The organism is Nonomuraea cypriaca (assembly GCF_015645445.1).
GTDB lineage: Bacteria > Actinomycetota > Actinomycetes > Streptosporangiales > Streptosporangiaceae > Nonomuraea > Nonomuraea cypriaca.
The window spans coordinates 44,865-51,066 of record NZ_JADOGI010000053.1; the positions used below are offsets into that span (position 1 = coordinate 44,865).

Annotated in this window: 6 protein-coding genes; 3 read left to right on the forward strand and 3 right to left on the reverse strand. The window is 65.3% G+C overall.

All coding sequences use genetic code 11. The features are described 5' to 3' along the window. Positions 1-758: 758 nt before the first annotated feature. A complete protein-coding gene (locus tag ITP53_RS19265) occupies positions 759-2,117 on the reverse strand; it encodes a tyrosine-type recombinase/integrase (RefSeq protein WP_195896794.1) in 1,359 nt (452 codons plus the stop codon). A gap of 94 nt (positions 2,118-2,211) precedes the next feature. Here ITP53_RS19265 and ITP53_RS19270 point away from each other — a divergent pair, with 94 nt between their 5' ends. The 3 genes from ITP53_RS19270 (at position 2,212) to ITP53_RS19280 (ending at position 5,145) form a co-directional block, all read left to right on the forward strand. After that, a complete protein-coding gene (locus ITP53_RS19270) occupies positions 2,212-2,865 on the forward strand; it encodes a DUF433 domain-containing protein (RefSeq protein ID WP_195896795.1) in 654 nt (217 codons plus the stop codon). Next, complete coding sequence (locus ITP53_RS19275; protein ID WP_195896796.1) at positions 2,846-3,295, forward strand: PIN-like domain-containing protein; 450 nt, start codon at positions 2,846-2,848, stop codon at positions 3,293-3,295. Before ITP53_RS19270 ends, ITP53_RS19275 begins: the two co-directional genes overlap by 20 nt. A 365-nt stretch (positions 3,296-3,660) precedes the next feature. Beyond that, a complete protein-coding gene (locus ITP53_RS19280; protein WP_195896797.1) occupies positions 3,661-5,145 on the forward strand; it encodes a hypothetical protein in 1,485 nt (494 codons plus the stop codon). An 11-nt stretch (positions 5,146-5,156) separates the two neighbouring features. Here ITP53_RS19280 and ITP53_RS19285 read toward each other — a convergent pair whose 3' ends face one another. Then, a complete protein-coding gene (locus tag ITP53_RS19285) occupies positions 5,157-5,486 on the reverse strand; it encodes a hypothetical protein (RefSeq protein WP_195896798.1) in 330 nt (109 codons plus the stop codon). A gap of 196 nt (positions 5,487-5,682) precedes the next feature. Next, the gene (locus ITP53_RS19290) at positions 5,683-6,081 is read right to left on the reverse strand and encodes a DUF7713 domain-containing protein (RefSeq protein WP_195896799.1); all 399 of its coding nucleotides are present in this window, start codon (positions 6,079-6,081) and stop codon (positions 5,683-5,685) included. Positions 6,082-6,202 lie beyond the last annotated feature (121 nt).

Sequence of the window (6,202 nt, forward strand, 5' to 3'; positions counted from 1 at the left end):
CTAGAGGACCTCGGCAGGTCGTGTGACCGACGGGGACGTGAGCTGCGCCCACGGAAATCGATCACCGGGACGATGTTTACCCGTAAGCGTCTCACTGCAGGAGGATGATTCAAGAGTTACAGCTCAGGCCGATGCCATTGGGGGACAAAGATGCCCGAAAGAGACCCATCACAGAAACCAAGGTCAACCGCTGCACCACGGATTCTGGCACCCCGAAGGCGGCGAAAACCTCGACTAGGGCTTCCATAAGCCCAGGGCGCAGTCGCCGACCGCGAGGACCGAGGCGCGTCGGCGGGCATAGTCGCACGCATCAGATCAGCCTAGGACTCGCTGGTAGCCGTCCTTGAGCGCAATCAGTTCCATGGAGTCGTCGGAACGGATCCCGATCCCACCTTGGTCGACGAGTTGGCGCCCGGAACCTCCAAACCGCCCAAGACCCCCTTCAGGCACGAGGCTCCCTCATGGGCGAACCGAATGGTCAAGGCCGTGCGATTGCCCGGCCGGTTGCTCGGTGGTTGCTCTTCGGCCATCGGCACCCGTGAACACGCGGTGGCATTTTTGGGCATTTCGAGGACGACTAAAAGGGATGGAGCATTACAAGGAAGTACATATAGGTACGGCCTGACACAAATCCTCTCTTAATCAGCGGGTCCGGGGTTCGAGTCCCTGGCGGCGCACAACCTCTGATCAGGCTCGGCTTCGTTATGACAGCCGGGCCTGATCTTTGATGGGGCCGTGATGAGGCCAGGGTGAGCGCGTCAGCGAACAGTAGCCTGATGACGCTTCCGTCGGCCTACGGTCTGGCTCTGCTTCCGGACAGAGCCACTACGGCGACGGGGGCGATTGCTTCCAGGCGGTCGGCGTCCGGCCTTGCGAATGAGGCGGGCTACGGCTTCGGCGGTGTCACGGGCGACCTGTGGGACGACGATTACGTAGGTATCGGCCGTCAGCACGATGCTGGAATGACCAAGCTGGTCCTGGATGACCTTGAGGTCCGCGCCTGCCTGAAGCGCGAGACTGGCCGCCCCATGTCGAAGGTCGTGCAGGCGGATGGGTGGAAGCCCGCTCTCGTGGATCATGGCGCCGAAGGTCCGGGTCAGGACGTCGGGGGTCATTGGCCGGCCGCGTTGGGTGGTGAAGACGTAGCCACCGCCGTCTTCGCTGAGGAGGGCGAGTTCGGCCTGCTGGAGGTCGCGGTGGCGGCGTAGCGCGGTGACGGTGGTGCGATCGAGGGCGATGGTGCGGCGGCTGGTGGGCGTCTTGGGCGGACATTGGGCCAGCCCGCCGCCGTCCAACCGTTGTGTCTGGCTGTTGATCGTGATGAGTGCTGCGTCGAGGTCGAGATCGCACCAGCGTAGTCCGGCGGCCTCTCCGCGGCGCAGGCCGCGCAGGGTGATGAGGTGATAGACGGCATACAGCCGGTGGCCGCTGATCGCGGTGAGGAACGTAGCGGTCTGGGCAGCGGTCCAGATTGCCACCCGGGGACGGGTGCCGCTGCGTTGCCATTCGGCGATCTGGTCGCTGGTCCACACGACTGCATGGGGGCGGCGTAGCCGGGGGAGTTCGATGTAGCGGGACGGATTGTCCGGTAGAAGGTTCTCTCGAACGGCGGCGTTGAGCGCGGCTCGCAGGGTGGCGTGCAGGCGGGCGAGCAAGGTCGCCGAGGCTGGCCGGCGGGTAATGGTGCCGCGTCGCATGATCGTGGTGAACATGTGCTGCACGTCGCGGATGGACAGGTCGCGGAGCGGGATGCCGCCCAGGTGTGGGATGAGGTAGCTGTCGATGTGCGCGGTGTAGTTTCGCAGCGTGGCGGGCTGGAGGGAGACCCTGGAGGCGATCCAGATGCGCAGCCATTGCGCGATGGTCAGCAGGCTGGCTTGAGGATCGGAGCCGGACGTCTGTAGCTGGGCGAGTGCTCTGACAGCGGCGCGGCGGCTGGTGAAGCCGCCCTTACGGAGGCGGCGGCGGGCACCGTCGAGACCGGCGGGGATGTCGAGGGTGAGGTACCAGCTGCCGTGGCCGCGGGTGGTCAGCTTGGGGCAGTGGGCGCCGAGCTGACGTTCGGTTTGTGGATTCCGGCAGCCGCAGCGCTTGTGGACGTGACCAGCGACGGGCATGGCGACTCTCCGACAAGATGGGGTAATGGTGAGTGAATCGTGGGGATGTTTGCGATGATGAAGGGGGCCGGGTCGAGCGAGGGAGGTGAAGTGGGTGTCCTATAGTCCGAAGCTGGCGGCGGCGTTGTCGGGTGCCACGCTTCGTCAGCTCGCGCACTGGCGTAAGGCCAGTTCTGGGCGTGGCGCGGTGCTGGTGGCGGAGGTCTCGTCGGTGCGGCCGGTGCTGTATTCGTTTCGGGATCTGGTGGCGTTGCGTACGTGTGTGAAGCTGCGCAATGACGCGTCCTTGCAGAAGATTCGCCGGGCGTTGGACACGCTTTGCGACGACCTGCAGGAGCGTGAGCATCTGTCGGCGTATCAGTTGGTGACCGATGGTTCGACGATCTACTTGGTCGAGCAGGGTCAGGCCACCGATCTGGTGCATCGCAAGGCCAACCTTGTCATCCATGACATGGTCGAGGTGTTGCGGCCGTTCTACCGCGATGGACGGCACATTACGGACCTGCTACGTCCCCGGGAGCACGTCACGGTCGACCCGGCGGTCCGCGGTGGGATGCCGGTGATCGAAGGGACCCGCGTGCCGTACGACGAGATTGCGGCGTTGCTGCGGGATGGTGTTCCGGCTGAGCGGATCGTGGAGTACTACCCGAGCGTGTCGGCCACGGCGGCGTTGGACGCCGCCGACTTCGCCGACTACGTCGACAGTTACGAGCCTCCCAGGGAGCAGCGTGAGGCTGCTGCTGGATGAGAACGTCCCCCGTCCGCTGCACCAGGTCCTGACGAGTTTCGTACTGAATCACGACATCGTCCACCTGCTGGATCTTTCTGGCTGGTCGGGCACGCGCGATGAGACCCTGTATCCGCGAGCCGCGGCCGAGGGGTTCCACGTGGTGCTCACCAACGACGGTCGTCAGATGCAGCGACCGCGGGAAGTGGCCGCTATAGCCGCCTCTGGTCTGCACCGGATCGAACACCCGCACAAGCACCCTGGGCTGGTCGGGATGGGCGCCGCGATCGCGACGGTCGCCGCTGGATTGCCGAGCGCGCTGGCGTTGCTGGAAGAATCCAGCGGATCACGCTTGATCACTTTGCGAGGCGTCGATCCCACGCTAGCGAGTCGGCTGCGGGTGACCGATCCTGCGCTGAATTCGCCCAAATTCTGGCCTAAGTCTCCGTAGTCTGGGCGGACCCGGCCAGGCGCCAATGCCGAAAATGTGTGAAGGGCAACGGCGAAGCGGTCGAACTCACTCGGGCATCACGCCGCGGCGAGTCCCGTCCTGACCTTGCCTGCGACCGACGCGCCTGGCGTTTTCGCCCGTCTGCTGGTTTGCGCCAGTACGGCAGCGCCACGCACCTGATCCTGCGGCCGTCCCATGAGGGCGTGGGACGGCCGGGGGAACGGATGGTTGTTGAGATGCCGGCGCTGGCCCGCGCTGCTCGGGCCCCACTGCGTGCCGCACCGACGCAATCTCTCAATCACAGGAAAGACGGCGCTGACGGTCATACCCTGAAATCTGATGCCGGGCGGAAAGGTCAACGAGCCGTGATCATCAATCAGGCGGGGAAGAGCAGCCTGCAGGTTGCGGAAACCCTGTTCTCCTCGCTGCTCACCCTTGACGAGCTTGGACCTCTGGTGGACATAGCCATCACCTACTCGGTGAAAGAGAACGGCTGCTCGCACAGCCCTTCCTGCCGACAGCGGGGAAAACGCGCGGCGGAACCGACAACCACGAGCCTGAAGGAGTTTCGGGGACATCGCCATCACGACCGGATGTGCCGAACATGCGGCGGCGCGGACCTGCCTGCGCTGAAACCGGAGGAGATCGCAAGCGTCGAGCAACTGGCGCTGTTTCTGCCCCCGCGGTTGGAGGCGGCGCAGCGGAGGGCTGAGGCCGAACTCGTTGTGGCGGCTCGGGTGCGTGCTGCTGATGCACTCGATGAGCGGGCACGGGCGATCCTCGATGGGTGGGAGCGGAAGCTCGCTGAGGAGCGGCAGCGGGCTGAAGGACGATCCGCCGACGTCCTGAGCGTCGCGACTGGTTGCTGCGAGGACGGGATGTGCACGGCAGAAGCCGATGTGTCGTTCGATCCGCGCACGCTGAAGGTCGACTTCCGGTGCCGGGCCAATCCGATGCACGGCCGACTGGCCTGGAAGGATGACGAGACCTACGAGATATGGAAGCACTGGGATGAGGCCAAATACGACACTCTTGCCCTCATCGCCTCGTTGATCGCTGAGGATGACCCCTGCTGGAGCGAGGTCTACGGCACCCGGGCAGACGACTGGCGAGCGGTGACCGCCGCGCTGCGGGCTTTCGATGAGGCGAACCCGCAGCCCATGGACCTCGGCCTCAACGTTCGGTGTGGTCTGTGCAGTCGGCGGATGGCGCTCCACGAGAGGGAAAGCCGTGCGGACGTGCCCTCGATGTACGAGTGCGGGCACCGGCACACGGATGGCCGTTTCCACCACGAGGAGAAGGCTGATGTCCACCGTGTGGTCGACCGTGTTTTGCTCGACGCGCTCAACGGACGCTTCTCCTGGGTGACCGCGCCCGAACTGGCGCCGGCTCCCGCCGCCCTGGTCGCCTACGCCGACTATCTCACGGCGAAGATCGCGACTTACGATGCGCACATCGGCGCGGCGAAGGCAGACGCGGCTCTTTCGCGGCAGCACACCGACCGGGTGGCGCGGTTGGAGCAGGTCGGGATGATGCAGGAACACGGAGTATTCGCGGTGGCCGGCCCGGATGCACTTGTGCGGGAGCCCTGGCGCAGCAGGTCGGCGCGCGATGATGGCGTGTTCACGGATCTCGGGCGTGCGCTGCTGGTTGATCGGGTTGTGTGCCATCGCGACGGCATCGAGGTCTTCACTCGTCTCGATGAGGGCACCGCACTTTATCGGAGACTGTACGCGGAGGATCTCCGGCAAGAAATCCGCGTGGCTCGTGCCCAGTTGCAAATGCTGGAGGACGAACTTACGGAGTTGGAGGAGACGCCAGCAGGCCCTCCAGACTCACCGTCATCGTGACATGACTCCGATCAGCGAGTGGAGTGGACTTGTCCCGGATGGCCGGACAGCCCGTGGGTCGTGAGGCCGGTGGCGAGACGAGAGCCGACCGAGAGGAGGTCGGTTGCTGCCTGGTTGAGGACGTGGATGAGCGCGGTCATCGCGGCCGGGTTGATCCCGGCGAATGTGCCGCGTATGGCTGTGATCATGGCAGCTGAGGACGCGCTGGCGGGGACGGCTGGTGTGGGGCCGCTGTGCCGTACGGCCAGGGTGGCGAGCTGGTGGAGCGCGTCCGCCAGGGCGGACTGGAGGAGACGACGGTGCTTGTTGAGGCTGTCGGCGAAGCCTGGGGCGGCCGCCACCGCCCCAGGCGCAGGCGCTCGTCTGGCGGGCAGCGGAGTCGAGAGCGTCGCGATGGGCGACGGCGAGTGCGCTGACGCGCCGGAATGCTTGAAGGGTCGCTGCGTACTCCGCCATGACGAAGGTAAGGATCTCAGGCCAGTGGGCGTCGACCCGCTGGTTTGGCAACTCCTCCTGAATCGTCCGACGCGACCGCTGTTATGGTCCGATCTCTCCGAATACCAGAGTGGGGTCGTAGTCGTCGACCATGGCAATCGGCTCGTCGAGAGTGATCGTGAAGTTCCAGCCCTCGTTCTGGATTGCCTGGCCAAGTTCGTCCCAGGTCAGCTGTCGGCCGTCGACGACCACGGCCATCTCATCCGGGCTGCGCCAGATGATCCTGCCGCGTACCTCGCGGTCGGCGATGGTCAGCTCACCGGTGAATGGGCTGCGCTCGAGGTAGTGCCTGCCGATCTCCCGGCGGGCGGTCTCCCGCACATGGTCAAGAGCGCGTTGCGGGTCGGCGTAGGGGGCTGCGAGCGACCGGAACTCATACCCTTCCTCGACGCCGACTTCCGTGAGGTCGGCTTCAATACCGGTGGCGCCGTGAGTTGTCAACACCGCCTCAAAACTGACCCCTTTCCAACGTCTGAAATCTGACCCCCTGACTCGTGTTGATGGTTACTGTGTGTCGCGGTCGGCGGCGGGAGGGCGGCCGAGGTCGCGGTTCTTGAGCCGG